19 protein-coding genes and 1 pseudogene are annotated in these 26,315 nt (G+C 66.5%); 5 read left to right on the top strand and 15 right to left on the bottom strand.

Annotation, left to right across the window (positions count from 1 at the left end; genetic code table 11):
• Positions 1 to 11 precede the first annotated feature (11 nt).
• Positions 12 to 521, bottom strand: a complete 510-nt coding sequence (locus OG735_RS24065) for a SigE family RNA polymerase sigma factor (RefSeq protein WP_327325234.1) — start codon at positions 519 to 521, stop codon at positions 12 to 14.
• 60 nt (positions 522 to 581) lie between these two features.
• A complete protein-coding gene (locus OG735_RS24060; protein ID WP_327325233.1) occupies positions 582 to 3,431 on the bottom strand; it encodes an AfsR/SARP family transcriptional regulator in 2,850 nt (949 codons plus the stop codon).
• Between the two features lie 395 nt (positions 3,432 to 3,826).
• Between OG735_RS24060 and OG735_RS24055 the strand changes: the two are divergent.
• Both OG735_RS24055 and OG735_RS24045 read left to right on the top strand, forming a co-directional pair.
• A pseudogene (locus OG735_RS24055) lies at positions 3,827 to 4,185 on the top strand (hypothetical protein); the annotation flags it as partial.
• Between the two features lie 258 nt (positions 4,186 to 4,443).
• Complete coding sequence (locus OG735_RS24045; RefSeq protein WP_327325232.1) at positions 4,444 to 5,568, top strand: hypothetical protein; 1,125 nt, start codon at positions 4,444 to 4,446, stop codon at positions 5,566 to 5,568.
• Between the two features lie 271 nt (positions 5,569 to 5,839).
• Here the strand turns inward: OG735_RS24045 and OG735_RS24040 are convergent, their stop codons facing one another.
• Positions 5,840 to 6,691, bottom strand: coding sequence for a PIG-L deacetylase family protein (locus OG735_RS24040; protein WP_327325231.1), 852 nt, complete (start codon positions 6,689 to 6,691; stop codon positions 5,840 to 5,842).
• 184 nt (positions 6,692 to 6,875) lie between these two features.
• Complete coding sequence (locus OG735_RS24035; RefSeq protein WP_327325230.1) at positions 6,876 to 7,904, bottom strand: GNAT family N-acetyltransferase; 1,029 nt, start codon at positions 7,902 to 7,904, stop codon at positions 6,876 to 6,878.
• A 385-nt stretch (positions 7,905 to 8,289) separates the two neighbouring features.
• On the opposite strand from OG735_RS24035, the gene OG735_RS24030 reads away from it, so the two are divergent.
• From OG735_RS24030 to OG735_RS24020, 3 genes are all read left to right on the top strand, one after another.
• Positions 8,290 to 8,991: an aminoacyl--tRNA ligase-related protein gene (locus OG735_RS24030; RefSeq protein ID WP_327325229.1), complete on the top strand. Its 702-nt coding sequence runs from the start codon at positions 8,290 to 8,292 to the stop codon at positions 8,989 to 8,991.
• A gap of 104 nt (positions 8,992 to 9,095) precedes the next feature.
• A complete protein-coding gene (locus OG735_RS24025) occupies positions 9,096 to 9,893 on the top strand; it encodes a phytanoyl-CoA dioxygenase family protein (protein ID WP_327325228.1) in 798 nt (265 codons plus the stop codon).
• Positions 9,894 to 9,919: 26 nt separating this feature from the next.
• On the top strand, positions 9,920 to 11,071 hold the full coding sequence (locus tag OG735_RS24020; protein WP_327325227.1) for a class I SAM-dependent methyltransferase: 1,152 nt from the start codon (positions 9,920 to 9,922) through the stop codon (positions 11,069 to 11,071).
• A 77-nt stretch (positions 11,072 to 11,148) separates the two neighbouring features.
• On the opposite strand, the gene OG735_RS24015 is transcribed toward OG735_RS24020, so the two are convergent.
• From OG735_RS24015 to OG735_RS23965, 11 genes are all read right to left on the bottom strand, one after another.
• Positions 11,149 to 12,828 carry a carbamoyltransferase family protein gene (locus OG735_RS24015; protein WP_327325226.1) on the bottom strand — a complete coding sequence of 560 codons (1,680 nt, stop codon included), beginning with the start codon at positions 12,826 to 12,828 and terminating at the stop codon, positions 11,149 to 11,151.
• Between the two features lie 244 nt (positions 12,829 to 13,072).
• Positions 13,073 to 13,363, bottom strand: coding sequence for a hypothetical protein (locus tag OG735_RS24010; RefSeq protein ID WP_327325225.1), 291 nt, complete (start codon positions 13,361 to 13,363; stop codon positions 13,073 to 13,075).
• Entirely contained in the window at positions 13,360 to 14,592 is a 1,233-nt protein-coding gene (locus OG735_RS24005; RefSeq protein ID WP_327325224.1) for a DegT/DnrJ/EryC1/StrS family aminotransferase, read from the bottom strand. Before OG735_RS24005 ends, OG735_RS24010 begins: the two co-directional genes overlap by 4 nt.
• A gap of 18 nt (positions 14,593 to 14,610) precedes the next feature.
• Positions 14,611 to 15,783 (bottom strand): glycosyltransferase, encoded by a 1,173-nt coding sequence (locus tag OG735_RS24000; RefSeq protein WP_327325223.1) that lies wholly within the window; start codon positions 15,781 to 15,783, stop codon positions 14,611 to 14,613.
• A gap of 5 nt (positions 15,784 to 15,788) precedes the next feature.
• On the bottom strand, positions 15,789 to 17,012 hold the full coding sequence (locus OG735_RS23995; protein WP_327325222.1) for a glycosyltransferase family 4 protein: 1,224 nt from the start codon (positions 17,010 to 17,012) through the stop codon (positions 15,789 to 15,791).
• The gene (locus OG735_RS23990) at positions 17,009 to 17,944 is read right to left on the bottom strand and encodes an aldo/keto reductase (RefSeq protein WP_327325221.1); all 936 of its coding nucleotides are present in this window, start codon (positions 17,942 to 17,944) and stop codon (positions 17,009 to 17,011) included. The genes OG735_RS23995 and OG735_RS23990 overlap by 4 nt, the downstream gene beginning before the upstream one ends.
• Positions 17,945 to 18,405: 461 nt before the next feature.
• The gene (locus OG735_RS23985) at positions 18,406 to 18,885 is read right to left on the bottom strand and encodes a helix-turn-helix domain-containing protein (protein ID WP_327325220.1); all 480 of its coding nucleotides are present in this window, start codon (positions 18,883 to 18,885) and stop codon (positions 18,406 to 18,408) included.
• 610 nt (positions 18,886 to 19,495) lie between these two features.
• Positions 19,496 to 20,095 carry a hypothetical protein gene (locus OG735_RS23980; RefSeq protein ID WP_327325219.1) on the bottom strand — a complete coding sequence of 200 codons (600 nt, stop codon included), beginning with the start codon at positions 20,093 to 20,095 and terminating at the stop codon, positions 19,496 to 19,498.
• 29 nt (positions 20,096 to 20,124) lie between these two features.
• Positions 20,125 to 21,315, bottom strand: coding sequence for a C40 family peptidase (locus tag OG735_RS23975; RefSeq protein ID WP_327325218.1), 1,191 nt, complete (start codon positions 21,313 to 21,315; stop codon positions 20,125 to 20,127).
• Complete coding sequence (locus OG735_RS23970) at positions 21,312 to 23,678, bottom strand: hypothetical protein (protein WP_327325217.1); 2,367 nt, start codon at positions 23,676 to 23,678, stop codon at positions 21,312 to 21,314. Before OG735_RS23970 ends, OG735_RS23975 begins: the two co-directional genes overlap by 4 nt.
• On the bottom strand, positions 23,675 to 26,305 hold the full coding sequence (locus OG735_RS23965) for an ATP-binding protein (protein ID WP_327325216.1): 2,631 nt from the start codon (positions 26,303 to 26,305) through the stop codon (positions 23,675 to 23,677). Before OG735_RS23965 ends, OG735_RS23970 begins: the two co-directional genes overlap by 4 nt.
• Between the last annotated feature and the right edge of the window lie 10 nt (positions 26,306 to 26,315).

Genomic DNA, 26,315 nt, shown 5'->3' with positions numbered 1-26,315 from the left:
AACAGAGAGCCTTAGTGGGCGGCGAACTCGGCAAGACTTCCACCCAGTTGCTCCCGGAGCTTCGCGAGCGCGCGCGTCGTTCTGGTGCGTACGGCGGCAGAGCTGACTTTCATGGCAGCGGCGGTCTCCTCGACGCTGCGATCCTCCCAGTACCGCAGCACCACCACCGCCCGGTCCTTGGGCGCGAGCCGCCCGAGCGCACCGAGCAGCGCGATGCGCAGCGCCGGGTCGTCACCGGATTGCAGAGCGCTGTCGGGGACTTCGCCGATGGGGCGTTCCGTGGCGGAGAGCCGCCGCTGATGGGTGAGGAAGGTGCGGACAAGAACGGTCTGGGCGTAACCGGCCGGATTGTCTATCCGCGACATACGCCCCCACCGCGCGTACATCCGGCCCAGCGTCTCCTGCACAAGGTCCTCGGCGAGATGAGTGTCACCACTGGTCAGGAGGCACGCTGAACGGAAGAGGTGACTGGCGCGCCCGGCCGCGAACTCCCTGAAGTCGTCCGTGCGGGACCGTCTCATGTCTCTCCGTTCTCGTGACCGACCTTCACCCCCTTGACGCGATGACCTCCGTGGAATGTTTCACGCGGGCACGGACCGGTCGCCCAGCAGCTCCCGCAACTCCTCCAGGAGCCGCGCATGCTCCCCGTCCAGCGCCTGAAGCGCGGTGAAGGCCCGGCGCCACCGCTCTCGCGCCTCGCACTCGCGGCCCTCCGCGTGCAGCAGCAGTCCACGCTGATGGTGGACGAGCGCCTGCATATGCGTGTCCGCCCGTGACTCGGCCCGTTCCAGCAGCAGCCCGCACTCCCGGTGGGCGTCCTCGGCGCGGCCCAGTTCGCGCAGGGCACGGACCCGGCCGATGCGGGACTGGGACTGGCCGTGCCAGTCGCCGTCGTCGCCGAGGATGGCCAGCGACTCGTCGAAGTGCCGTGCGGCTTCGGCCGGTTCGCCGAGGGTGAGATGGGCGAAGCCGATATTGCAGTGGGCGGTCTGCCGCAGGATCTCGCTGTCCAGCCGTACGCCGGCGGCCAGGCTGCGCTCGTGGTAGCCGATCGCTGCGCGGGCGTCGGTGTGCTCGTACAGATTGCCCAGATGGCTGAGGACGACCGCTTCACCGTGATCGTCGCCGAGCCTGCGGGCGTACTCGATCGCGGACTCCAGCGCACCGGCCGCCTCCTCGTACCGGCCAAGGCCCTCCAGCAGCATGCCGCGGTTACCGAGGCCGCGCTGGATGCGGCGGTCCTCGCCGAGGGTGCGCCAGATCGCGACGGCCTGCTCGTTCAGGGAGAGGGCACGCTCGGGCCTGCCGCTGAGGAAGTTCCTGCCCGCGAGGTCGGTGAGAGCATGCGCCTCGGCCTCGGCGTCGCCTGCCGCGCGGGCGGCTGCCAGGGCCAGTTCGCCGAGAACGGCCAGTTCCTGAAGCCTGCCGCGGCGCTGGAGATAGATGAAGCAGGACCGCACGAGCAGCAGCGCTGTCGGGGACACGGCCGCGTACCGCTCGGTCAGCGCCACCAGGTTGGCCAGTTCGAGGTCTCCCCAGGCCAGGGCCTGTTCGGCGGTGTCGAACGGTGCGGCGTCGCCGATCGGCGGCGGCAGCCGCAGCTCGGCCTCCTGGCCGGACGGGAGCAGCGCGACACCGGTCTGGCGGGCGGACTCGGCGTACCAGCGCAGCACGCGCTCGGTGGTCTGCGGCCGGTCGCCGTCCCGTTCTGCCAGTTCGCGGGCGAAGTCCCGTACCAGGTCGTGCGGGACGAACCTGCCGTACGAGACCTCCTCGAGGAGCGACACATCGACGAGCCGGTCCAGGGCGGCCGCCGCGCGCCGTTCATCGGTCTCCATCAGCCGGGCGACGGCGGGCGCACCGTACTCGGGCAGGTCAACCGCGCCGAGACGGCGCAGCGCGAGCGCCGCGTCCGGGTCGAGGCCGTCGTGCGCGACAGCGAGCGAACCGCGCACGCTCAGGTCGTCGTACTCGAGATGGTCGAGCCGGCCCGCCTCGGCGTCCAGCAGCCCGGCGAGTACATCGGCGGTGAGCGCGCGGCGGGCGGCGAGGCGGGCGGCGACGACGCGCAGTGCGAGCGGCAGCCGCCCGCACCGCTCGACGAGCCGCTCCAGACCCTCGTCGAGGCCGCGTCCTGAGACGGCCCGCAGCAGCGTCCCGCTGTCCTCGGCCGACAGCGGCGCGAGCGGGAACCGTGCAGCGCCGTCGAGCGCGGTCAGCGGGGAGCGGCTGGTGACGACGACCGCGCAGCCGCTCCCGGCCGGCAGCAGCGGCCGCACCTGCGCGGCGGACGCCGCGTCGTCGAGCACGAGCAGGGTCCGGGTCGGCGCGAGGGTGGAGCGCAGCAGGGCCGATGCCGCGTCCATGTCGTCGGGGATCTGCCGCGGGTCGACGCCGAGGTCGCGCAGCAGCGCGGCGAGTGCGTGGCCGGGGTCGAGCGGGGCCACGCCGGGGATGGCGCCGTGCAGGTTGAAGTACAGCTGCCCGTCGGGGAATTCGTCGCGCAGCGCGTGGGCGACATGCACGGCGAGGGCGGACTTGCCGACTCCGGCCATACCGGAGACGACGGCGGGGCTGCCGGCGCGACGCGTGAGGACGGCGCTCAGCTCGGCGACGAGCGTGTCGCGACCGGTGAAGTGGCCGGGCGCGGGCGGCAGCTGGGCGGGCCGCGGCGGCCGTGGCTCGGCCGCCGCCGCGGGTGTACGGAGCACCTCCTGGTGCGCCTCCTGGACGGCCGGGCCCGGTTCGACGCCCAGCTCCTCCACGAGCCTGCGGCGCAGCGACCCGTAGGCGGCGAGCGCCTCCGCCTGGCGTCCCGTACGGTGCAGGACCAGTATCAGCTGCCGGTGGAAGGCCTCCCGCAGCGGGAACTCCGCGACCAGTGCGGCCAGTTCGGGTACGAGCCCGTCATAGCGGCCCAGCTGCATCTCGGCGTCGTACCGCCACTCCAGCATCAGCAGCCGCGACTCCCGCAGCCGCTGGACAAGTGCCGGGGTGCCCTCGTCAGGGTCGTACAGACCGGCCAGCGGGCTGCCGCGCCACAGCGCGAGCCCCGCGAGGGCCGCCTCGGCCACGGCGGTCCAGTCGCCCTCGGCGTACGCGGCACGGGCGGTGCGCACGCGTGCCTCGAAGACGTCCGTGTCCAGCTCGCCCGGCTCGACCCGCAGCAGATAGCCGGGCGGTACGGCCCGCAGCCGGTCTGCCTCGGCGAGCAGCCGGCGCAGCCGCGTCACATGGTTGTGCAGGGAGGCATGGGCGGAGGCGGGCGGCTCGTCGCCCCACAGGGCCGCCTTCAACTCGTCCACCGGGACCACCCGGTTGGGCCGCAGCAGCAGCGCGGCGAGCAGGGCGCGGAGTTTGGCGCTGCCGAGGGGGTGCGGCTCGCCCGCGGCATCGTGCACTGCCGGCGGACCCAGCAGGCCGAACCGCATCAGCATCCTCCACTTTCAAGCCACCGGTATGACTGTTGGCCATATGTTAGCGATCCGTTGGAGAGGACTGTTTGGATCGATGCATCGGATCCGGCCCGCCGGTGCTCGGCGTGGACAGCCACACTCGGGGGAGTGTCGCCGCCGTGGCCGGATCCGCTGATTCCCCGGTACTCCACAGACCTGGTACCACCTGGTACTCCTGCGGACGTACCGGTGGTGTCTCCGCCCGGACGATGCGGTCGCACCCCGTCCGGGCGGATGCTTCCCCCATGACCAGCGCAGACCTCAGGCACCGGCTCAGGCGCCGGTTCCGGGACCAGCTCAGGCAGCAGCTCGGGGACCAGCTCAGGCAGCAGCTCGACCAGCACCGGCGCCAGCACCTGCTCGAAAAGCGCCGTCGGCCGCGCGCGGTCGAGCGCCTCTGCTACGTCACCGGCGCCGCCCTGATCGGGGCAGGCCTCTTCCACCTGGGCGTCTTCTTCGTCGACGGCGGCCCGTGGACCGGCCCGGTCTCCTGGCGCAAGACCTTCACCTTCGGGGTCTCTTCGGCCTGACACTGATCGCCGTCGCGTGGGTGACGTCGTATCTGCGCATCGGCGCCCGCGCCCGCTCTGTACTGCTGGGCCTCTTCGCCGCCGACTGCGTGCTCGAGGTCGGCGGCGTGCTGCTGGTCGTGGTCCTCTCCACGTTCGCGATCGCCTCGTTCAGGCACCGCCCCGAGGGCCCGGCGGGTAGGTCCCTCGCTCTGCGTACGTCGTGCTCACCCGCACCGACAGAAGCCGCCCTCGCGGTACGCCGTGAGGAACGGATCCTCGATCCCGGTGGCGACCGAGCACTTCGCCCGCAGCTCCGAGTACGGGATCGTGCGGGCCGTGAGGTCGATGACATTGATTGAGCGGCGACCGGAGCCCCGTGGGGCGGCCGGCGCCGCGCATCCCCGGCCCCGAGCAGACCCTGGATGCCGGGCTGCGGTGGCGACACCGAGGCATGAACGCCGGTGTACTCTCAATGAGTGCGCTATTTCATTCAATATCCAGCCGGGACCAGTGAACTCGTCGCCGATGCCGTCTCGCATTACGTCGAAAATTTCAGCATTCACTACCAAGACGACAGCGCGATGATCTTCGACTCGACCTCGAAAGCGGATCGAGTGTCGTCGATTCCCTTTGTCAAGAATGCATTCGTGGTCATCGCGAAAACGCGGCGGAGCAGTGTCGATCAGAGCGTAAGGCAGCTCTCTCGGACGCTGGGTGAAAAGCCCTTCCCTTCCCTCCCCGACCGCTCTCGTGGATTTCGCGTGATGGCGCACATCGACGGCGAACTGTCTTCGATCGAGCAGGGAGCGAAAAGGGATATCGAGCGGACCGTGGCCGCCGGCACGGGTAGCCGCGTGGAGCCGCGGGGCCTTTGTGAGGAGTACTGGGTCATCGGCCGCCTTGACCTGCGCGAACTGCTGTTCTGCGCGAGGCTCCCCAAAGCGGCGCGCCCGAAGAAGGCCCGTGGGGCGGTCTCCTACGAACTGTCGTCGATGTTCGTGCTGGCATCGGACCCCACGCCTCAGGACGTCTACCTCGACCCCTTCGCGGGCAGTGGGTCGTTCGTCCTTGCCCGGCTGGATATGCCTGCCCGTGAGATCCTCTACTCCGATACGGAGTTGAGCTCGCATCGGAAGGAATTCCCGAGCGAACTGACGGGCGACCGGCGCGTACGCTTTCTTGCCGATGACGCCCTCACCCTTCCGTCGATCGCGGACGGAACAGTCGATGTCATCGTCACCGACCCCCCATGGGGGGAACACGAGGACGTGGCCATGCCGTACCCGGAGTTCACGCGCGCCGTCTCCGGATCCTTCGACCGGGCCCTCAACCCCAAGACCGGAAGGTTCGTACTACTCTGTGCGCGGAGAAGCGCTCCCCTTTTCCGTGAAAGCATGGAAGACGTTTCCTTCGTCATCGATGCGACCCATGAGATCCTCGTGAACGGTCACCCGGCCACGGTCCTCGTGGGCGGCCGACGAGCCGCCGGACCGGCGGGAATGAAGCGGGCTGCCGGTCGCCGATCGGCGCACGAGCCTGAAAAGCCCCTGCTCGTGGGCATGAGCACCTTCCGTCGCTCCGTCGGCCGATTCTCGCGGTAATCCCAAGAACGCGCTGCGCCGTGCTCGACGGCTTCCAGTCCGTGGCTAACAGATCCGGGACCTCCGCCGCGTCCACCGCGCTGTACAGCTGTTTCAGTTGCTCGACGTCCAGCACGCCACGCAGCACGATGTAGCCGTTGAGGTCGAAGAGATAGCGCTCCGTCTCATTCGCTCAGTCGCTCCTGAAGGGATCGGGCCGGCCGGTGAGTCGCGGACAGGCGCTGGCTGGGCAGGCGGGGTCGGGAGAGGGCCTACACGGAGAGCGCAGCGGTCAGCCCCGGTCTCTCCAGTACCGCTCGGCCGGCGCGGCGTCCGCTCCGACCGAGGTGCCGTACGCGGTGAGCACCTGCCTGCGCCGGTCGGGCTCCTCCCACAGCACCGGGTGCTGGGAGACGTAGCAGTCGATCGCGTCGAGCTTCGCCGCCCAGTCCGCGGTGCTCGCCCGGTGCACGAACGGTCCGGCGGGCCGCAGGGTCTTCTGCCAGCCGCGACAGCGGTCGAACAACGCGTAGGGGATGTCCTCGTACCACAGCAGCGGGCGATCCAGCTGCCGGGCGGCAGCCGCTGTGATGCGGTGGTCGACGTGGCCGCCGACGGCGAGCGGCGCCAGCAGCAGCTCCGCCTCCCGCACGGCCGGCAGGCTGGTGAGCCGCCGCGCGACCTCAGCGACGACATCCGGCTCGAGGCCGTACGGGTCGGGGGCAGCCGCGTCACCGCCCGGGTCATCTGCGGCCGTCCCGCACCCGGGGCCGAAACCCGGACCGAATATGTCCTGGCCTCCCGGATAGCGAGGGTCGCCGGCCGCATCGCGCCGGTACAGCGCTTCGGCCAGTCCCAGCCGCACCGGGACGACACCGAGCCGGGCCAACGCCGCGTCGTCCTCCGCGCGACGGTGGGACATGGCGTCGTCGCCGAGGCCGCAGGCGTGATGGAACTCGCGGGCAGCGGCCGACAGCTGGCCCTGCGGCTCGCCGTCGAAGACGGTGACCGAAACCACGTCCGTGCCCGCCGACGCAGCAGCGGCCGTGGCAGCGCCGCAGGAGAGGGCGGTGTCGTCGAGGTGCGGCGACAGCACCACCAGCCGTGTGACAACAGTGAAGGGGTTTGCAGTGTTCCCGGCCATGCGCTCCCGCCCTTCAGCAGCCATCGCGGAGCCGGGTGCGCCGGAAGGCGGCGAGGGCTTCTCGAGCCGTCCCCACCTCACGCGAGAGTTCATGATGAGCTGCCGGAGGTCCGGAACGAGCGTGAGCGTGCGACACCGTCGTACTCCTTCATCAAGTGCTGATCGAACAGGCCGAACGGCCGGATCATTTCGTCTGCCCTGAACCGTGCGGCCCCACTACGGCAGTGATGACACAGGACCGGTCCGCTCCTGCGGCCAGCTTGTAGGCCTCGTCACCCCTGCCGGTGCGCAGGCGCCGGAGTGCCGATCCGGACATGCCGAGCAGGGTGTGCTCGAGAAGAATGCGCCCGGGGCTGCACGCGGAGAACGCCGGATCGTAGCTCCGCATGTAGAGGAGCGGATCACTGACCGGCCCGAGCATGAGGTCTTCTGCCACGGTCCGGCCGCCGGCCCTGACGACATGCAGGCGCGCATTCCTGTCGACCGCCATCCGGTGCACCATCTCCCCGAGAAATACCGGAAAGGCAGGAGAGCGCTCGACGTCCGGCAGCTCGTGGATGCGCCCGCGTGTTTCCCAGGAAATCAGCCGCCGTTCGACAAAAGAAGTTCCCACGGCAGCGGTCAGCCGGTGCCCTTCGATCACGTCGAAAGTGACCGGACCGGTACGAGCCAGGCGATTCAGCCGCTTCGAGTGCCGGAGTGCGTTGACGGACAGCGCGGAGAGATCGATGACGGGAGCCGGTTCCGGTTCAAGGGACCAATGTGCCCTGTGCGCTGCCAGAGCGCGGGCCAGGTGGCTGTCCGGGACGGCACAGTCCAGCTGCACCGCTGTGCCGGTTTTCGCCTCCTGTCGGAGGATGTGCACGAGATCACGCGAAACGGCGTCGACGTCGACGGGACCGGAGGTGACCACTTCGTGTTCGTCGACGAGCGGCGCGCCGGCGACCACAAGACTGCGGCCTGCATCGCCCCGCGACTCGGTCAGTGCGATCGCACCCCATCCCGCATGGCTCCCAGATACGACAACCGCAGGGGAACCCAGCTCCGGGAGAAATTCCCATACGGAAAGGATCCACTCGGCCGAGACAAACTCGGTCGGCGTGAGTTGCGGCCACGCATTCTGAACAAAATCAATCGCCGAACGCCCGCGGAGCATCGGCCGTGCCGATGACTCCACGGCACGAGCGGAGATGGCCTCGCTTGCAATGTCCACAGCATTCACCCCGTCGCAGCGAACGTTTAAAGAAGCGTGCGAATCAGGATGCCGGTATCGAATGCAATCAGTCAATTAGCCCAGTTATATGCGGAAAGATCGCTGGTGGGTTATCCTGACCGGCAGGCCTTTCGAAAAAACATGCATCAGAATGCCAGAGAGGTAGACAATGGAACTCTTTGAGGTTGTTGACCTGAAGCTGGTCGATGTCGATCCGGTGGGCGGGAACGTAACACAGGAGGCATTGGACAGGAAATGGATCAAGTCGTTCGGTGTCGGGCAATATGTTTACGGAGCGGAATGGACCGCCCTGGTCCGTCGGCTCCAGAACCTTTTGCGTGAGCGTGCAACAGGCATGGGGTTCAACGAGCACACGTTCCCTCGGATGATTCCCGCCCAGGCGCTCGACGACTTCAAGCTGAGCCAGTTCAAGCCGGGTCTTCTGTGGAGGGTGGACGGCGGGGAGCAGGTGCTCGACCCGGTGCAGTGCCTGCCCTTCTACCATTCCCTCCGGGACAGCTCGATCGATGTCACGGACCTTCCACTGAAGGTCGTGGAGACGCTGGGCGGCTGGACCTGGCGGAAGGAGCGCGAGGAGGAACTCGACGGTGTCTTCCGCGCCAAGGAGTTCCTGCGGTTCGAGCATGTCTGGCTCGGCACCCCTGAGGCGACGACTCAGATCCGGGAGGAGGTCCTGGGCAGCGTCACCTCTCTGCTCTTGGAGCTCGGGCTCTCCACTCAGACGGTAGTCGGGGAGGGCTGCATGCCTATCCCCGAGGTCACCCAGCGCACGCTCGACGCGAAGGTACCGAGCGAAGTGCCCGTGATCGACATCGAGCTGCGTGTGCGTGAGGCCAAGTCCCCGGGCGAGCTGACTGCGGCGGACTTCGACGAGATCGCGGGATGCACCATCGAAGGCAGCCACCATCTGGAGTCCTTCGGCATCACCAGCACCACCGGCGAAGAGATCTGGAGCGGCTGCTGCGGGGTGGGCCTCAACCGGCTCGTCATCGGCTTCCTTTTCCAGCACGGCTTCGACCCGAAGAAGTGGCCGGCGGTCATCACCGAGGGCAACGCCATCGTCTAAGCAGTCGCCCGGCTTTCCGGAGCCGCCGGCATGGACGGCCTCTCGCAGGCCGTCCATGCCGGCATCCGCATGTGTGGAACCCGAACAGGCAATGGGGAGAACAGATGATAATCACCTCTGCCGAGCTGTCCGAGGGGAAGCTGTCGGCGGCCCATCTCGCAGAGAGCGTGATGCATATCCGTGATGCCGGCTATGTCGTGCTCGAAGGGGCGCTGAACTCCGACCTGGTCAAGGCCCTCCGCGGTGAATACATGGCGCTGTTCGAGGAACTGCATTCATCGGGTAATACGGACAGGCTGCAGCGGAGCCACAGCGGGAATGGCCACTATCAGATCCAGCCCCCCTTGCGCGGAATTTTCAAGTCCACGGAACTGGTCGCCAATCCCCTGGCGATGCATTGCATGCGTGAGATCTTGGGGAACGATCTGCGCATCCTCTACTACAATTCGAACCTCGCCCGACCAGGATCGGACGCTCAGCGGATTCACAGAGACAATGCGCATCTGTTCGACGGGGAGATGAGCGTACCCACTCCCCCGTTCTCCCTTGTTGTCAACGTCCTGTTGAGCGACTTCACGTCCGAGACCGGCAGTACTGAGGTGTGGCCGGGAAGTCATCTCGTGATGGACTCGCATTGGGCCGAGGAATCTGAATTTCCGGTCGAGGCGAGAGCCGAGGCGCTGAGTTCCCGAAGACTCAATGCGCCGGCCGGGTCCCTTGTCATTCGGGATGTGCGTATGTGGCACCGGGGCATGCCGAACAACTCCTCGCAAACCCGGAGCATGCTCTCTCTGGTCTACAAGAGGAACTGGCTGAAATGGCGGTACCACGAATCGGTGACCGCCCCTGCCACCACGCTCGAAGCCTGGCCCGCCGCGGTCCAGGAACTGTTCGGTTGGTAATTCATGCTCCATATCGGGAGGGCCTGATGGCCGATTCATTCAACGTCATCGTGCGCCGTTTTGCTGATTTCCTCGAGAGGCCTGAGTACGACCGGAAGAAGCGTGACATGCTGGCCCTCGAGGAGAAGCTCGAGGGGGTCGGAATCCCGCTGCGTCATGACTTCGCGCGAATATGGGAACCCGTGCACGTACTTCTCGAGCTTGATCGAACAAGGGCGTCCGGAGAGATTTCCGGGCCGGTTCTCGAATTCGGCGGAGGGAATAGCATTGTGGGTTACATGATGGCCGCTTCGGGTATCGAAACCCACGTCCTGGACGTCGACCCTGCCGTGCATGAGGACGTGCAGCGGGGAGCAGAACGGGCGGGTGTCTCCCGGCTGCTGAAGTCGTCGCTCTACAACGGACACGAGCCCTGGCCGTTCCCCGACAACTCATTCAGCTGCCTCATCGCCGTCTCCGTCTACGAGGGCTTGACCACGTGGGGACGGCGGCTCTTCTGGCAGGAGGCGCGACGGGTACTGGTTGACGGCGGGACCCTGCTGCTCACTTTCGACTACGGCGACGGCGCGAGGGGCGTGAGCGACCCCGTTGTCTCGGTGCCGGGGCTGCTGGAGCTGATCTCCGCATCGGGGCTGTCGCTCGTCGGTGAACTTCCCACACCTCCCTCGGGCGCGGAGCTCGCCGCCGATGGACCGGTGAAACTTCCCGTCAGCACCATGGACGGTCACGACCTGCGCGTCCTGCAGTACTCCTTCGGGGCCCTGCAGCTCACGAAGCCCGTGGGATCGAGACCGGGCACGGAAGTCGGGTTTCCGCACACGAGCGCGGTCGACGATCTGAGCAGGGCGCTGAGCGAAGAGCTGCCCGACGCGCTGGGACCGGTGGCACGCGAACGTCATGGGGACGTGCTGTTCGCAGAACCGGATGCCAAGTCCGCCTGGCAGGTCGTGCTCACCGATGCCGGCGTCACCGTCCGCCCGCACGCCATTGACGATTCCTCGTACACCGGTTTCGACAGTGTCGCCCTCATCACGAACGGCGACCTGGTGTCCCTGCTGGAGGGCCGCTCCGACCTCTGGGAGCTGCACTACCGTGGCAAGCTCGAACTCCGAGGGGACACCAGCTTGATCATGCGCATAGTCGGGGCATGGCAGGAGTACCGGTCCCGGCCGGTGTGACCGTCCCGGCCGGTGGTCCGCGCAGAGCGGTGGCTGGTGTCCGCACCAGCCACCGCAACTGCTGCCGGGGCATTTCCCTACTGGGGGCGGCGCACCAGGAAGGACCCGATCGCCAGCACATCGATATCCGTGTCCAGGAACGTGTCCACCGACTCCTCCGGGCGGTTCACCAGCGGCATGCCGGCGGTGTTGAAGGACGTATTGACGAGAATCGGGATACCGGACTCCCGTGCGAATGCCTCGAGAAGGGCCGCATAGCGAGGGTTCGCCTCACGGGTCACTGCCTGGGGTCGTGCGGAGCCGTCCACATGGACCACCGCGGGAATGAGTGACCGCACTTCGGGACGCACCTCGGCCGCCATGATCATGAACGGGTTCGGTGTGCCGTCGAAGTACTTCTCGTAGCTGTCGGCAAGCACACTGGGTGCCAGCGGGCGCCACATCTCCCGCTTCTTGATGGTGTTCAGCCGCACGAGCGTCGAGCGGTGCCGGGGATCACCCAGCAGGCTGCGCCCTCCGAGCGCCCGCGGCCCGGCCTCCGCCCTGCCCTGGTGCCATGCAACGATGCCCCCCTGAGCGATGACCGACGCCACCTGTGAGACCAACTCGTCCGGAGTGAGCCGCTCACCCCGGAGACCTCGGCTGTCCAGGGCGGCCAGAATCTCGTCGTCCCCGTACTCCGGTCCCCAGAGCGCATGGTCCATCACATCGGGCCGGAAGGACTGCGGTGCCACTTCACGAGTAGCCTCGTACGCGGCTCCGAGGGCGCAGCCGGCATCGTGGGCCATGGGCTGGATGTAGACGTTGTCGAACAGAGCCTCCTTGGCGATGCGCCCGTTCGCAGTGCAGTTGAGGGCCACACCGCCGGCGAGGCACAGGTTGGCGGAGCCTGTGCGCTCCTTGAGGTCACGCAGCAGACCCAGGATGGTGTCCTCCAGCGCAGTCTGTACCGAAGCCGCGAAGTCGATGTAGGAGAAGATGTCGTCCTTCAGACCCACGGTGTACGGGAAGGCTTGTTCCTCCAGGAAGGCCAGCAGCTGCCGGGTGCGCTCCGGCGGCAGTGCGCGTCCGGTCGTGGTCGCGGACGGAACACCCTTCCAGCGGGGGCCGTCCGGGGTGTGGCTCAGCCCGACCTCGTAGAGGGGCTTTCCGTACGAGGCCAGCCCCATGAGCTTGCCGGCGTTGCCGTCCTTGGTGTACAGACCAACGTATTGCGTAGCGATTCGGTAGAAGAGTCCCAGGGAGTGTTCGATGGGGTAGGACTCGAGCGTTTCTATGCCATCGGGCGTGGCGTAGGCCAGGGTGGTGGACTCGTCCTCGCCTCGGTTGTCGATAACGAGGACTGCGGATTCCTCGTAGCCGCTGGCCCAGTACGCGCTGGCGGCGTGCGCCAGGTGATGGCGGACCGGCACGACCGGCGGGAGCTCGGACGCGCCGAAGACGCTCTTCGGGAAGAGACGTTCCGGGTTGTCGAGATCCAGCTCCGTCCTGCGCTCTTCAGGAGTCAGCCCCAGCCACTGGGCGAGGACGTCGTGGTCGCTTCCCAGACCTATCGCGGAAAGGTCGGACAGGGTGATCCCCGCGTGGTTCAAGCACCACTCAAGCGCCTCGACGGGAGGCTGGTCCATCGCCCTTTTCCGCCGCGAGAAGCGCTCCTGCTCCACGACCGCAACCAGTTGACCGTTCCGCAGCAGCGCCGCGGACGAGTCGTGTGCTCCGTGGTTGAGGCCGGCAACCCATACGTCCTGCTCACTCATGCGTACCCCTTTGAAATCGATTTCCTTGGTCGCGTTGTCGAATCACGCGTCCGCTTCACGTCCCGGAGAAGCTCCTGCACGCCGTAGTCCCTGTTCTTCTCCCTGTACGAGGCGTCGGCGCGGGCCATCGCCCAGGGTGGGTGACTGAGTACCGGCCTGTCGGTGCCCAGGTGGTGCGGCAGCCCCTCCCAAAGGCGCAGCCCCGAGCCGGATCCCTGACAGGCCTTGTCGGTCGCCCTTCTCATCAGACGGTGATCGATGTGCTCGCCGACAGCTGCCCCGTCCAGAGCTCCGCCGGGCGGTCTCTGCGGATCAGGGACGCGGGACGGTCAGCAATGACGTTCTCGAGTTCCGTCGCGTCCGGGAGATCCGGGGCAAACGTGGAACGTGGAGCGGGCAGCAGCCATGCGTCGCCAAAAGGGCGCAGGGGACTCGGCGTGGGCGGCGAGTGTTGGGCCTCTGCCATGACCGCGTCGTCAGGGTGCGGCGATACCGCGAGTACCGCCGCATCCCCCGACACCTCCGTCTCGGTCACCGAGAGAAGTCGCCCATGGTCCGGGCCACAGTCTCGACCATGAAATCGACCTGCCAGTCCTCGAGTTGGGGATAGATGGGCAGATTGATCTGCTCATGGAACCAGATGCGTTCGGCGACCGGGCACTCGCCAAGGCCGTTCCCGCGCTGCCGCCACTCGGGCAGCAGATGGATGGGGAAGTACCGGAGCTGGATGTGAATCCCCTGCTCGTCGAGCCGCTTGATGAAGGCGTCCCGGTCTATCCCCGTGCTGGAATCGAGGAAGCACGTGTAGAGGTGGTGGGAGCTCTCGATCCCGGCTTCCCTGGTCTGCACACGGATCCCCGGGATCTCCTTCAGACCTGCGTCCAGGCGCTCAGCGATCGCGCGCCGACGTGCGACGAACGCGTCGAGATTGCGAAGTTGGACGCGCCCCACGGCGGCGGCCGGTTCACTCAGCGTCGAGTTCGTGCCGGGATGACGAAGTTCGACGCAGTCTTCCGCATAGGAGTTCTTCTCGTGCCGCTCGATCCCGTCGGCAGGCAGCGTGTAGTCACCGAGGGCGAGTTGCGCACGCGAGGTGAAGCGGGCATCCGGTTCGATCGAGCGCACACGGCCGACTCGCTCGGCCCACTCGGGGTTGGACAGGGTGAGCATTCCGCCCTCACCAAGAGTGGAGATGTTCTTGTACGACTGAAAACTCCAGCATCCGAGGTGACCGAAGGTGCCGGGGGTCCGCCCGTGGTACTTGGTGCCCAGCGCGTGAGCACAGTCCTCCACAATCGTCAGATTGTTCTCGGCGGCGATCTTCAGAATCGGCTCCATGTCGGCCGGCATGCCGCCGTGATGGACCAGGTATATGGCCTTCGTGCGGTCGTTGACGAGGCCGGCAAGAGCGTCCGGAGAAATATTGAGACTGTTGGGGTCGATATCGCAGAAACGAACCTTGACCGGCAGCGCGAGCAGAGGCGTGACGTTCGCCTGATAGGTCTGGGTCGCCGCTATGACCTCGTCCCCGGGCTGGAGGTCGAGCAGATAAGTAGCCAGCTCCAGGGCAATGGTGGCATTGGTGAGCGAGAGTGCGTGATCCACTCCGGCGTACGCCGCAAATTCCTGCTCAAAGGCGTCACGCTCCGGCCCGCAGGACAGCTTGGCACCGGATTGGAGCAAGCGGGTGAGGGCATCCATTTCCGCCGGGCCGTACACACTGCCGGTCGGGAGATAGGGGACGGTATAGGCACTGCTGGTCATGAACGTGCTCCTGTTGGCTCAGTGAATGGTGGACCAGTGGCTGACCAGGTCTGCCGCGGCATCGGACCAGCTGGGCAATGCCTTTTGAACGCGATGCAGGCTCGCCGCCCGCTGCGCGCGGAAGTCGTCGTCCTTGCACAGACTCACGACACCCTCGACGAACTCGTCCGGGTCGTCCCTGACCACGACGGCCGAATCCGCCGCCCGGGGCAGCCCCTCCATACTCAGGGTCGTGGCAACGGTGAGACAGCCCCCGCGTATGGATTCGATCATCTTCACCTTGACGCCGCCTCCGATACGCAGGGGGCTCACCATGACGTCCGCGGTCGACCAGACGTCCGAGAGATCATCGATCCAGCCGAGGGCCCTCACTCCCATGGGGCTTCCGTATTTCTGCAATGCCTCTTTCGACCCCGATCCGGCCAGCAGCAGTTCGGCGCCCGGGATGTAGCTCTGGATTCGCGGAAATATGGACCGGATGAGCCAGTCGAGCGCGTCCTGGTTCGGCAGGTACGCGAAGTTGGCGAGGAAGCAGATCCGTGGAGCGGTCTCCAGGAGCGCACTGTGGTTTCGTGGCTGGGCCGGATACGCCGGCACATGATCGGCGCCATTCATGCCCCGGCGGACCCTGGCCTCCGGGACCCGCGTGGACACGCGTCGCATGTCCTCGTCTGACAAGGTCAGCACGAGCCGGGCGGTCCGCCACACGTGCTCTTCCGAGGCGCGTACGGTGGCCAGGTCCTGGAGTAGCTGAGGGCTCTGTGCTCCCAACCCCATGCGCTGCTCGATCAGGTGTGACTCGACATTGTGTTCCACCACGACACTGCGCCGTGCGAGCTGCTCTGGAAGCAGATGGAACAGGTAGTGCCCCTCGACGTGCACGACGTCGAAGCCGGGCTGCTCTGCCGCTGCCCGGGCCAGCGACCGGCGAGCCACCCAGGAATCACGGGTCGGGTAGGGGTGACGCGTGCTTTCGTCGTCGAAGACGCGCACGACCGTTCCGTCGGCGTGATCAGCGACGGCAGCCCGGTCCTCGTCGCCTTGACGGGACACCGCCCACACTTCCAGGTCGGCACCCTGCGCCAGGCGGGGCACCAGTGCGGCGTCCCTGAGCCGCCCGCCACTGGTGACGGGCCATGGTGCGTGGTGGGTGAGGTAGAGGGCCCGGAGACGACGCGTTCGTGATGGCATGGCCTTCACCCCTCAGTGCCGGAGGTCGCGCTCCGAGTCCGGACGCCGCGCTGGTGACGTGCCAGCAGGGTCGAGTAGAAGTCCTCGACTCCGGAGCCCATCGTCGAGATTGCGAAGGAGCTCAAGGCCCGATGACGTGCAGGCTCTATGTACGGCTCCGGAGCGTCGAGAACCCGGATCAGTCCGGCGAGCGCCGCGTTCTCGTCACCGGACGGGACCAGGACGCCGCACTCTCCGGAGTCCAGGAGCTGAGGGATCCCCCCGACGGCGGACGCGACCACGGGGATCCCGGACGTCATGGCCTCAATGACCACCCGTGATGTCGTTTCCGTGCAGGAGAGCAGGACGAACGCATCGATGGCCCCGTACACCGTCTCCACATCGCGCACGATGCCGGTGAAGGTCACAGCGTCCGCGATGCCCAACTCGTCTGCCTGTGACTTGAGTTGCTGGTCCATGGGACCACTGCCGACCACGAGGGCATGGACTTTCCGCCCCGTCGCCCGTGCCTGCGCCACCAAAGTCAGCACACGCTCCGGCGCCTTCTCCTCGGACAGCCGCCCGACGTAGGCGATCAACTCCCCCGCGAGCGGGACCCCGTACCGTTCCGCCAGGGATACGCGGGCCTCCTGCTTCGGCACCCGCGGCAGCTGCCGCACACCGTTGGGGATGTAGGCGACGCTTCCACGGGGACACCATTTCCGCATCCTGGGAACAAGGTTCTCCGCCGTCGCGATGATGCCGTCCGCGGTCCTGGCGCACAGCACGTCGAGAGCGGTCTTGCTCTTGTGCCAGAGGGTGTCGTCAACCACTCCATGCTGGGTGAGGACCAGAGGACGCCCGGAAAAGACCCTGGGGTACAGAATCCGAGCGGCCGCAGCCCAGTAGTCCGCGTCATATCCGTGAGCGTGGATGATGTCGGCGTCCGTCGCGGTGATCTTCTGTGCAAGAAGCCGAACGGCACTCAGGAAGGAGTGTCCCGTGGCCGAAACGACATCCAATCCCGTCTCACGCACGCGGTCGGCAAATTCGGTCGAGCCTCGTTCCACGACCATCGCGCGATGCCCGTCGGCCACTTGCTGGGCGGCCAGGTCAATCACATGCAGGTCTGCGCCTCCTACTTCACCCGGAGGCTCGGGAACGAGAACATGCAGGACCGTCAGGGGCATGGTGGGGTCGATCCCTTCGGCTCTTGGGAGGAAGGTGTGGTTCTCGATGGAATGGCTCACGCGTGCTTTCCGTCCTCCGCCTTGAGCCACTGGACCACCGTCTCGTCGAGCGTGAGCGAGGATGCGGCCATCGAAATATCCACCTCGTCCACGGAGCGGGCCCCGATCACTGGCCAGACGCCCGGTCGGTGCAAGGTCCAGGCCAGCGCGACGGTCTCGGGCCGGACCCCGAGGTCATGGGCGACGGCCTGGCACCGGCGCCGCCGTTCCCTGTTCCGCGGGGTGTCGAACGGGTCGCTCACCCCGGGCCCGACCGGCTCGCCGGCCCCGGCGAAGAATCCACGTGCCTGCCCCGCCCAGGCAACGAGCGGCAGATCGTGCTGCGTGATGACTGCGCGCAGCGCGTCGCACTCGTGCAACGTTCCTGGCCACAGGGGTCGGCTCGGTACAGCGAGGCTGAACTGATAGCTGACCACAGGGACATGGCCAGCGGCTACGAGGAGAGGAACCAGTTCCGCCAGGCGGTCCGCCCGCCAGTTGGAGACCCCGACACGTGCGGCCAGGCCTGACGACACCAGACCGACCAGTGTCTCGACCAGTTCCTCCACAGTGCGCCCCGGATCGTCCCTGTGGAGCATCACGACGTCGAGCGAGGGCACCTGCAGCCGCCGGCAAGACTGTTCGGCCTCCTTGCGGAGGTTCCGGCCGGTGAGATCGAGAGAACCGTCCGCCGAAGGATGTCCGATCTTGTCCATGACCCGCAGCGTGCCGGGACGAGTACTCATCCACTTTCCGATGATTTCCTCCGAGCGCCCGTCCGCATAGCTGTGGGCTGTGTCGACCCACTGCCCGCCGGCGGAGGAGAAACGCTCCAGCCGCTCGAAGGAAAGCTGCTCCGGCTCCTCGCCGAAGCGTCCACCCAGAACGATGCACAGGGTCTCGGCATCCTGAGAGAAAGGAAGTGAGAGCGGGTCTCGCTTATTGTCTGTCATCGCACATCCGGTATGAACGAGGTAACTCTCCCGGCAGCCCAGATATCCGCGAGCTGCTCGGCGATTTTGTTTTGGATAGTCATCTGGAAAGTCGCCCCTTGGTCGACCTGCTCGCGATCTCTGTGACGCGCAGTCAAGTGTAGTGCGAGTACTGACTCTTGGCATATAACCGGGTTAATGCGCGACGTAGCGAGAGGTGTGATGCTGAACCGGCGAGAATCTGTGAATTCGCCGATAGAATGCGCGATGAGATGGACATCTCGGTGTGCCTACATTGGTGATTCGGGAGCAGTCGCGGCGGCATTTTTTCCACCCAGCGGTGAGAAGCGGGCAGAATTAGACAATTCCGATCGACGATCCGATGTGGTCCTCGTTCGGTCCCTGGCCTGATCGGCAGGAACTTCCACACCCGGCTCGGCGCCGACCGCCCCACAGGCGTACCGGCGCCCAGCATGCACCCATCACACAGTCTGTCGCCCGGGCAGGTCCGGTTCGAGTGCCGGGGAAGCGCACTCGGGGGGTCCGATGGTGCTACGGCGCGGGATCTGCACGAGGTGGGCGGGGACGTTCAGGCCGTCGAGGAAGTCGACGATCCGGTCGATGCTGGTGAGGCGTCGGACGCCGGACTCGAGCATGGACAGAAAGCCCTGGCTGAGACCGGCGAGCTGGGCCAGATCCTCCTGCCGGATGGACCCCAGTTGGCGTACGAGCTTGCTGACTTGGCCGAAGTCGAAGGCGGCCAGGGCCTGACGCACCTCGGGGTCCTGCCAGACCCGCTCGGGTATCCGGGGCAGTTCTTCGTCAGGCGAGACCCTCGTGCGCGTGCAGGCGGCGCAGAGCTCATCGTCGTTGTAGGCGCTCAGGTGGCACCCGCAGCTGAGGCAGGCGCGTCGGTTGGCCCTGGCGGGCCGCTGGGCAATGGCTCCGGACGGGGCCGTCATCGGACGACACCTGTCGCTGCTGGCAACGTATGCATCAATTCTGATGCCCCCTCATATCTGATGCCCACTCACGTGGTGGATCCAGCCACATCGTGCCCCACTCCCTCAGGTTGCACGTGTCGATCAAAGAGTAAACGAGTCCCGTTGATCCCCACTGGACTCACAACTCAAGTTCTACACCCGGATATGAGTCACAGTCAGTTGGATTCGGTTGCGGCTGAGGGCGCATCGGATGCGAGTGTTCGGCACAAAATGACCTGTCGCACCAGCGCTCGGTGACGAGTGCTGCACTGGGGGTAGCGGGGATGTTGGGGGCGGACCGAACAGGAGCGGGGGCGTGGCGAAAATCACTTCCGTTGAGAGCCCTGCACCGATCCCCTTGGCGCACAGGTGGTACGCACCTCTCGTCGACATACAGAGCATTGCGTGCAGCGGTGGCTTTCCGATTCGAATGACTGGATTCGAGTAAATAAAAACAAACGGTCCCGCTCGTCTACTTCTTCAGTCGATGCCAACGACGTTCTCGGGCTTGGGTGCCGGTCGTTGTCCTTGCGCAATTGCAGGGCCCGGCCGTTGATGTCGACGGCCCACACCTGGGCCTCGGGGGAGGTCACTCCGGCCCGGCCGAGAACGGCCGTGGCAACCAGACGCCGCTGGCCTGATCCCTGACCAGCAGCACTGTCGTCGGCTGCCGTTCGTCCCGTATGCCCTCCGGGCTCGTGCCGGCCCACACGAGGTGGACCTGGACCGCGTCGGACCGGTCCTTGTAGCGTTCGGCGACGCCCGCCCGGATGCGGCTGTCACGCCAGCGGTCCGTGGCGGGCTGGCCCCTGAAGTACTCCGGGAAGGCATTGCGGCCCTCGCCGGTGACATCGGCGAGCAGGACCTTGCCCCCGAGCTCCACCAGTCGCTTCTCGAGGTTGGGTGGGACAGATACCCGTCGGCTCTGCTCCAGTGCCCGCTGCAGCGCGGCGTCGCTCACCTCGCCGGCGAGTGCGTCACCGTCCGGCGAGGACGCGACGGACGGCGTCGGGGACGCCGACGAGGGGGCCGGCTTCGGGTCGCTGGGGACCGTCGGCCGGACGGACGGGGACGCCGACGCCGTGGGAGCAGGCGTCGGCGGCCCGTCCGCGGCGGAGGGGTTGGGGCTCAGGTCAGGCCAGAGGAGGATCACGCCGATCACGGAGAGAACGGCGGATGCCGCGAGCATCGCCACTCCCTGGCGCTCCGCACGAGTCATCATTCGAGGTGTCCGATGCTGTCCAGCTCGTTGCTCCGTACTGGGGACTCCTTGACGACGTCCCCCGTGCGCGGTGCCTCGATCTGCATGTTCTTGCCGAGATAGATGGAGACATGGTGGAGACCTTTGCCGCTGCCCGGATTGTCCGAGAAGAACAGCAAGTCCCCCGGTTTCGCGCCGGCCAGACTTCCGGGTGAGCTGGTGACCCGAACCTTGCCACTGTCGTGCTGTGCCTGCGCCGTGCTGCCGATCATCAGACTGACTTGGGCATATGCGTACTCGGTCAGGCCCGAGCAGTCGAACCCGAAGGTCTTCCTGCCGTCATGCCCGCCGGGGGAACAGCAGATGCCGTACGACGGGCCGTGCGCGTCACCGCCTCCCCAGGAGTAGTCGACGCCCTTGTGCTTACGCGCTGCCGCGATGACCTTCTGGGCCTTCTCCGAGGCGTCGATCGGACCTGAGACGTCACCGAGGGCGTCGTACTCGGCCTTCGCCGCCAGGACGTCGGAGACGTACTTCTCCGAGTGGTTGTAGCGGAGGATGGCGTCGTGCTCCACCTTCTTGTCGGAGAAGTCCGCCTCGCCCGTCCCACAGAGGTACGCCGCGGTGGTGAGCGCCGAGTCGAAGACGTTCTGCGGATCGGTGTCACCGTCCTCGTCACCGTCCTGGGCGACGCTCTCCCAGGTCTGAGGTATGAACTGGGTGGGGCCCACGGCCCGGTCGTAGACCGTGTCGTTGTCGTACTTGCCGTCGTCGGTGTCGTAGATGAGGGCGGTGCCCTCGCGGCCGTTCAGCGGAATGCCGATGACCGGCGGCACGACATTGCCGTACTCCTTCCCGTACTTGTCGATGACCTTGGCACCGGCGTACTGGCCGTGGTTGGACTCGATCTTTCCGATGCCGGCCAGCAGCGTCCATCGGAGGTTCGTGCACTTCGGCCGGACCGTCTTGATCTTGATTTCGGCCGACAGGTAGGCCTCGCAGGTCGGCTTGGGAATGCCCGCGACCTTGACGCAACTCACCTCGGGTGGAACCTTCTGCTTCGAGTCGTCGTCGCCGCCGGGCAGCAGGTTCGCCGCCATGGATATCACCAGAAAGAGGAAGACCCAGGGAAGAACCGTGGCGATCGCGAGCGCTATAAGTAGCTTCTTGGCGGCGCTCATGGGCTCGTCTGCGGCGTCCGTGCTCACGAGCCATTACCTCCACCGCCCCTTCCATTGCGGCGGTTGTTGCGTCCATTGCCACCGGAACGGCGCCGGTTCTGTTGCTGGTTGCGCCTGTTGTTCAGCGTGCGGTTCAACCGCTGCCCGTCGTTGCGCTGCTGACTCCTCGTCTGGCGCATCTGCCTGTTCGCGTCCCGCTGGGCGTTGCGGGTCTGGTCGCCCTCGCGGGACTGCTGTCGCGACTCCCGCTCGAGGTCGCGCCTGGATTCACCGACCTGGTCCCTCAACCGGCCGCGGGTGACGGGGGCTTCCTTGGCGATGTAGCGGCCAGTACGGGCCGTGGCGAGAGTGGCACGCCCGACGCGGTTCTTCGACAGGCGGTTCTTCGCCGCGTTCTTGAGCCGGTTCTTCAGGGCGGTCTTGGCCGTGGCCTGAACAGCGGCGGTCGTGCCACCGGAACCGACGGCAGCGGCCACCTCGGTGCCCACTCTGATTGCGCCCCCGATCCGCTGCTTCAGGTTCTTCTTCGGCTTGCCACCGCCTCCACCGCCGCCACGGCCGGCTGCACCGCCTTCAGCGCCGCCTTCCTTCGGCTTGCCGAGCCACAAGTCGCGGGCACCCTTGCCCATCTTGCCGAGCGTGCCCTTGTCATCCTTGAGCTGAGACAGCGCCGAGGGCGCTCCGGCCGTGGAGTTGTAGAAGGCGGACGGCGCGAGCTCGTCCTCGTTGACGGCACCGCCCGTCTTGCTGGCCATCCGCTGGCCGAAGTTGGTGGCGATGTTCTTGGCGGCGGCCGTGACCTTCTTGCGGAAGACCACGAATCCGACGGCGAGGATGTCGATGGTGAGGAACTTGACCGTCATGATCTCGCCGGTCCTGGCGTCCAGCACCGCGATGACCATGATGAGGAAGAAGGTCAGGAACATCACCGACATGAAGATCGCCAACACCACCCGGGTGACCCCGGAGACCCAGTTCCACATCGCCGTGCGGCCGCCGCCCGGCAGGATGCCCGCGACCAGGGCCGGTTGGGCCCGGATGACTTCGATGGCCATCCACACCTGTGAGGTCAGGAACGTGAGGGAGACGGCCACCACCAGCACCACGACGATGAGCGCGGCCAGCGCGATGAACCAGACGCTGAGGACGTTGTCCAGTGAGGCGGACAGCTGCTGGTCCTCCAAGGGGCGGCCACCACCGCATGCCGCCTCGACTTCCTGGTCAGCGGGCTTGACGTACTGCTCCCAGGCCGGAGTCTTCTCCAGGTCCTTTCTGAACTTGTCGACTGCCTGTTGTTGATTCTCTGTGACCACCGTGTAGATGGCCCACGGATTGCCAGTGGCGATCAGCAGGGCGTCCTTCAACGACGTGAGCGAGAAGGCATCGGCGAAGGCCTTGCCGAGGTCGTCGAGCCAGCTGTCGTCGGCCTCATCCTGCTCCATCTTTTCGATGATTCGCGGCAGCACGATCCGGTTGAAGTTGTACCGGGCAAGGGTGGATTTGCCATACGCTGCACTGCATTTCCCGTCGATGGGCTTGCCCGTGTAGAGAACCCAGACCGGGCGCTGGATGAAGGCGTCGACCAGGCCATCGGTGATCGGGCGGCTCACCGCATCCGCTTTTTTGTCCCCTTTGTTCTGACCTGAGCAGGAGGCCGGTTTGGTGTTCTTGTCCGTGCCGGCCTTGGGCCCGGCGGCACAGTCGTCCTCGAGGACCACATCGGCGATCGTCAGCGAGAACTGCTTGGTTGTGCCGAGCACACCCGTGTCGTCGGCATTGCCGATCAGCACCGCGCCCGGGTTCGCCAGCGTGACCGTGGCGAGAGAGGCGATGACAAGGGACATGGAGATTTCGGCCCATCCCTTGGACCGCTTCTTGAACAGGATGTGGTAGCCGGCCCAGACAGTCGCGAGCGTCAGAAAGAGCACCTTCAGCTCGAGTCTGTCGAGCACCCGGAGCTTGATGGTGGCGGCCACATCGGACACCGGATCGAGCAGCGTTTTGGCCAGGCCGAAGTCCAGGGCCCACGCGACGAGCCAGCAGGCGAAGCCGATCACGATCTTGATCAGGCCGAAGCCCATGCTGATCAGGAAGGCGTTGATCTTGCTGAGTACATCGAACGTGCCCCCCTGGTCGACGTTCAGACCGTAGGCACTGATCGGGACGCCGTTCTTGTCGACGACGTCGAAGACGCCGAGGACCTTGCCCCCGTCCGTGGTCTTCGGCGGCTCGCAGTAGAGGTTCGGTACTTCGTCCTTGGGCCGGCAGTCGTCTGCGGCCCAGGCGGCCTGGTGCCCGAGGATCAGTGTGACGATGAGCGGTATTGCCACCAGGACCAGCAGGCGCAGCCAGAAGCGCGGCTGCCGGACCACCCCCGTGAGAGCCGTCATATGGTTGCCACCTCGTCAGCCTTCACCAGGTCGACCGCCCCCGCCGCTTCGACCGGCTCGTCGAGGGTGGCGCGGCCAGGGGTGGTGTGGATGGCCTCGGCGGCCTCCTCGTCGGCGGGAATGAGGACCTTCATGCCGCCAATCCGTTTCTTCAGGTCGTAGTAGAGGCATTCGCCGGACCGCAGCAGCCGCTCGTCGTCGGAGACGTTGATCGGTGACAGGTTCTCGGTCACCAGCTTGATCAATTCCGGGTCATTGCCGTCCAGGCCAAGGAACTCCAGTCCACGGGCCGCCAGTTGCTTGTTGCGGTGGCGGAAGAGGAAGCGGTGCGAGACCAGACCACGGATCTTCTCGCCGTACTCGGAGTTGGCGGGACCGACGTCGTACGGGTCGTGGGAGCCGGCGAAGGCGCCGCAGCCGTGCTTACGGCCGTCATTGATGATCTCCAGCAGCAGTTCGGTCCCCTCGGCCGAAGAGGTCAGCCACCAGCACTCGTCGAGAAATACCCCGACAAACTCCTCGGGGTCGGCGAAGGCAATCTCCCGGCACAGTGCGGCCACCAGGTACATCAGCCGCCAGCCGAACTTCTTCTCCACTTCGAGGCTGGAGAGTCGGTGGCCTTCCAGCTCGGTCTTCTTGGGCAGACCGATGTTCGAGGCCGAGAAGACAATCGTGTCGGCGTCCGTGATCTCCACGACGGGCAGGTCGGGGTCGAAGACCACCCGGCCCAGGTCCTTCTTGGCCAGTGAGCGCAGCTTGCGGGCCAGTTCACTCGCCGCGGCCCGTACGTTGTGGTCGTCCGGATCCTTCGGATCGGCCGTATGAGCGCGTTCCGTCAAGGTGTCCAGGAGCAGCCGCATGCTGGGGTTGGGCGACTTGTGGGTGGCGTCGATGGCGTCGGCGAGGGTGACGCCCTCGGTGCTCATCGATGCGATGTCCAGCAGCGGGGTGAGGAAGGACTCGGTGTAGCGGGCCGCACGCGGTCCGCTGAAGACCCGCAGCGGGTCCAGGGACACCTCGGCTTCCTCGTCCACGGTGATGATCTGGGTCTCGCCCGGGCAAGCACGCGCGAAGCGGGCCCACTCCTGCTGGGGTGTACGGTCGATGGCCAGCGCCCGGCCGCGGCTGCGGGCCCGGCCGATGCGACGGCCGGTGGTGAGGATCGAGTACAGGGCCGTCTTCATGGCCACCGACTTGCCGGAACCCAGCTCTCCGATGAACACCGCCGAAGCCGAGGCGTTCAGCCGGGGGCCGAGGCTGAAGTCCACCAGGACCGGGCGCGCTCCACCGCCGTTCAGCTGCAGTCCGAAGAGCGATCCGCCGTCGTCGCCGAGTTGCTGGCCGCAGAAGGGCAGGGCCATCGCGAAATCCTTGGCCAGCAGGTACTGCGCGTAGTCGTTCATCACCCGGGGTACGAGGGTACCGGGCAGCATGCTGTGGAAGAGCGGAGTCTGTTCCCCGATCGGCCGCACCAGGGTGTAGTCATTGCCGCCGAAGTGGTTGATCAGCGCGGCCGCCTTCTCCTCGGCCTCCTCCGGGCTCGGGCCCCAGACGCAGGTGACCACGCTCGCCCTGACCTCCACCTCGGTGGACGACGAGGTGAGCCGGGATCGGTACTCGTTGAGGGAGGTACTTGCTTTGTCCAGACTGGCCGGGATGCCGGCCGTCTCACCCTCGTACTCCCCTCGCTGGTGGGCCAGTTCGCGTGCCTGGCGGCGCGACTTCGGCTCGGCCTTGGAGCCCGGCTCGATGTGCAGCCGTACCGCCCAGTCCACCGGGAACCCGAAGTCGTCCAGGGCGGCAAGGTATTCGCTGCCGGGGAAGGCGAAGGCATCCGGCATCTCGGACAGGATGGAGAAGGCCTGGTAGCTGTCGCCGAACTCGGTCGTTGCCTTCACATAGCGGTGCCGGAACGGATTGAGGGGCACGCCACGGCGTTCCTCGATGCCGTCGCTGCGCCCTCCCTCGTCGAGAATCACCTCCGAGTACGCCGCCACGGCGCGGCCACGGCCCACCACGGCGCGGGGCTCGTCGTGTTCGGGAAGCAGGGGTTCGGCCAGCCCCCGGCGTGCGCAGTGCCCGTAGATCCACAGGATCTCGCCCTCGGTCGCGGGGCGCAGCCGGATGGCGGACGGCCAGGTGGCTGCGAGATGCCGGGCCTGCTCGATCCGGCGTTCCTCCTCGGCCTTGGAGATCGGGGTGGTGGGCAGACCGAAGGTGCTCATCACCTCGTAGTGAGCGGACGACAGCACCGACTTGGTGGCCTGCTTGAAGTCGGTGTGCTTCATCGGTACGGCGAGGAAGTCGACCCGTCCCGACAGTTCCATCTCCTCCAGTTCGTCGAGAACACGCAGGGACAGGTCCACGTACTCCGGGGACGCGTCCAGGTCGATGCCCGCTGTCATACGGGTGACGACGCTCGCGGCATCCACCTGCGGGCAGAGGCTGAGCAGCAGGGCCTCTCCCTTGAGCGATTTGAAGAGTGCCTCCAGCGCGTTGAGCCTCTCGCGCTTGGCTGACTTGGAGGCGTGGCTGTAGTTGTCGGAGTCGACCCGCCACACAGCCCACACCGTCGCGTTGGTGGTCCAGATCAGATTGCCGCTGATGTGGCGCACGGGAAGACGCATGGCAGTTCGT

The organism is Streptomyces sp. NBC_01210, assembly GCF_036010325.1.
Taxonomy (GTDB): domain Bacteria; phylum Actinomycetota; class Actinomycetes; order Streptomycetales; family Streptomycetaceae; genus Streptomyces.
Note: the sequence above shows the minus strand (reverse complement) of the source record. Positions and strands in the feature narration are given on the sequence as shown.

What these genes read in the sequence shown, in the direction of transcription:
- OG735_RS24000 (WP_327325223.1), bottom strand. Translation starts at nt 15,783, where the DNA reads ATGCCATCACGAACGCGTCGTCTCCGGGCCCTCTACCTCACCCACCAC.
- OG735_RS24015 (WP_327325226.1), bottom strand. Translation starts at nt 12,828, where the DNA reads ATGAGTGAGCAGGACGTATGGGTTGCCGGCCTCAACCACGGAGCACAC.
- OG735_RS24020 (WP_327325227.1), top strand. Translation starts at nt 9,920, where the DNA reads ATGGCCGATTCATTCAACGTCATCGTGCGCCGTTTTGCTGATTTCCTC.
- OG735_RS23985 (WP_327325220.1), bottom strand. Translation starts at nt 18,885, where the DNA reads ATGACGGCCCCGTCCGGAGCCATTGCCCAGCGGCCCGCCAGGGCCAAC.
- OG735_RS24060 (WP_327325233.1), bottom strand. Translation starts at nt 3,431, where the DNA reads ATGCGGTTCGGCCTGCTGGGTCCGCCGGCAGTGCACGATGCCGCGGGC.
- OG735_RS24030 (WP_327325229.1), top strand. Translation starts at nt 8,290, where the DNA reads ATGATTCCCGCCCAGGCGCTCGACGACTTCAAGCTGAGCCAGTTCAAG.
- OG735_RS24005 (WP_327325224.1), bottom strand. Translation starts at nt 14,592, where the DNA reads ATGACCAGCAGTGCCTATACCGTCCCCTATCTCCCGACCGGCAGTGTG.
- OG735_RS24040 (WP_327325231.1), bottom strand. Translation starts at nt 6,691, where the DNA reads ATGGCCGGGAACACTGCAAACCCCTTCACTGTTGTCACACGGCTGGTG.
- OG735_RS23980 (WP_327325219.1), bottom strand. Translation starts at nt 20,095, where the DNA reads ATGCTCGCGGCATCCGCCGTTCTCTCCGTGATCGGCGTGATCCTCCTC.
- OG735_RS23965 (WP_327325216.1), bottom strand. Translation starts at nt 26,305, where the DNA reads ATGCGTCTTCCCGTGCGCCACATCAGCGGCAATCTGATCTGGACCACC.
- OG735_RS24025 (WP_327325228.1), top strand. Translation starts at nt 9,096, where the DNA reads ATGATAATCACCTCTGCCGAGCTGTCCGAGGGGAAGCTGTCGGCGGCC.
- OG735_RS23990 (WP_327325221.1), bottom strand. Translation starts at nt 17,944, where the DNA reads ATGACAGACAATAAGCGAGACCCGCTCTCACTTCCTTTCTCTCAGGAT.
- OG735_RS24065 (WP_327325234.1), bottom strand. Translation starts at nt 521, where the DNA reads ATGAGACGGTCCCGCACGGACGACTTCAGGGAGTTCGCGGCCGGGCGC.
- OG735_RS23970 (WP_327325217.1), bottom strand. Translation starts at nt 23,678, where the DNA reads ATGACGGCTCTCACGGGGGTGGTCCGGCAGCCGCGCTTCTGGCTGCGC.